This window comes from Actinacidiphila oryziradicis (genome assembly GCF_005047355.1).
Classification (GTDB): Bacteria; Actinomycetota; Actinomycetes; order Streptomycetales; family Streptomycetaceae; genus Actinacidiphila; species Actinacidiphila oryziradicis.
This window is the reverse complement of sequence record NZ_SUMC01000326.1, coordinates 1-1,535: the sequence shown is the minus strand read 5'-3', so window position 1 is coordinate 1,535 and position 1,535 is coordinate 1. Positions and strand designations below refer to the sequence as shown.

The 1,535-nt window shown below is 64.8% G+C and carries 1 protein-coding gene and 1 pseudogene; both read left to right on the top strand.

Features of this window, described 5'->3' with window-relative positions; genetic code table 11:
* Nucleotides 1-123, top strand: a pseudogene (locus FCI23_RS55645) (transposase); the annotation flags it as partial.
* A 53-nt stretch (nucleotides 124-176) separates the two neighbouring features.
* The gene (locus tag FCI23_RS55640; RefSeq protein WP_136731761.1) at nucleotides 177-1,337 is read left to right on the top strand and encodes an IS30 family transposase; all 1,161 of its coding nucleotides are present in this window, start codon (nucleotides 177-179) and stop codon (nucleotides 1,335-1,337) included.
* Nucleotides 1,338-1,535: the final 198 nt, after the last annotated feature.

Below are 1,535 nucleotides of genomic sequence, written 5' to 3'. Positions count from 1 at the left end.
CACGGAGAGATCTCGGCCCACCTGGCCGAGGTCTACGGCGCGGAGGTGTCGAAGCAGACGATCTCGAACATCACCGACAAGGTCATGGAAGGCATGGCCGAGTGGCAGAACCGGCCCCTCGACCGCGCTTGAGTTCTATCGGTGGTTGCGAAACGTTCCGACAGGAGAACGTTCCGATGCCCCGATACGCCCCGAACAAGGTGGAGACCGCGGTCAAGAGGAGGTACTTCGAGCTATTGCGCGAGGGGTACAGGGGTGCCGCTGCAGCGCGGGAGGTGGGGGTGTCCACGAGCTGTGGATCCCTGTGGTTCATAGATGCTGGCAGCATGATCGTCGACGACCCGGCCCCGATATCCCCGCGCTTCCTCACCCAGGACGACCGCATCGCCATCGCCGACGGGCTCCATGCCAGCCGCAATGTGAAGGAGATTGCCGCCGATGTCGGCAAGAGCTTCCAGACGGTCTACCGGGAGATCCAGCGCAACAGTAAGCCCGGCGGCCGCTACCAGCCCTGGTGGGCGCACAACCAGGCGCTGCTGAACCGCAAACGCCCCAAGGCCGAGAAGATCCGGGCCGACGAGGACCTGCGCGGCGTCGTGCGTGAGAAGTTGACCGAGAAGTGGTCGCCGCAGCAGACGGCCAGGTTCCTCCTCCGCGCCTATCCCGACCAGCCGGCCATGCGGGCCTGCCCCGAGACGATCTACCGGGCCCTGTACGCCGGACTCCTGGGCTTCAAGGACGGCAAGCTCCGGACCGGTCGCAGCAAGCGCAAGGCCCACCGCCGAGGCGTCCCAGTGCCCAACAAAATCAAGAACATGACCCTCGTGCACCAGCGTCCACTGGAGGTCAACGACCGTGCTGTTCCCGGGCATTGGGAGGGCGACCTCATCATCGGCCGCCACCAGGGCTCGGCCATTGGCACCCTGGTCGAGCGCACCACCCGCTACGTGAGGCTCATCCACCTGCCCGACGGCTGGAAGGCCCCCCAGGTCCGCAACGCGCTCATCGCACAGACCGCCTCGATCCCTTACCAGCTGCGCAAGACCCTCACCTGGGACCAGGGCCGCGAGATGGCCCTGCACCAGGACACCGCCGCTCTGACCGGCTTCCGGATCTACTTCTGCGACCCCCATTCGCCCTGGCAGCGCGGCACGAACGAGAACACCAACGGGCTGCTGCGGCAGTACTTCCCTAAGGGCACCGACCTGTCCGTCCACAGCGCCCAGGACCTGCGGACCGTCGCCCAGGAGCTCAACCGCCGACCCCGCCTCGTCCTCGGCGACAAGACCCCGATCGAGGCCATGAGAGGATACCTCACACGGCCTATCACCAGGTGATTCGCAACCACTGATGGAAACCGCCGCGTCTACCCGGTCTTGTTCGTGGACGCCATCAACGTCAAGATCCGGGCTCTGTCGCCGATCTTGTGATCCCCGATGGTTCGCTCACCGAGCGAACAGTACGCGTTTGCGCAGGAGATCAAGATTCGCGCGGCCGTACATTTGTCGTTTAAGCATCTTGACGCGATTATTATT

Coding starts and splice junctions, on each gene's coding strand:
- FCI23_RS55640 (WP_136731761.1), top strand. CDS start 177: ATGCCCCGATACGCCCCGAACAAGGTGGAGACCGCGGTCAAGAGGAGG.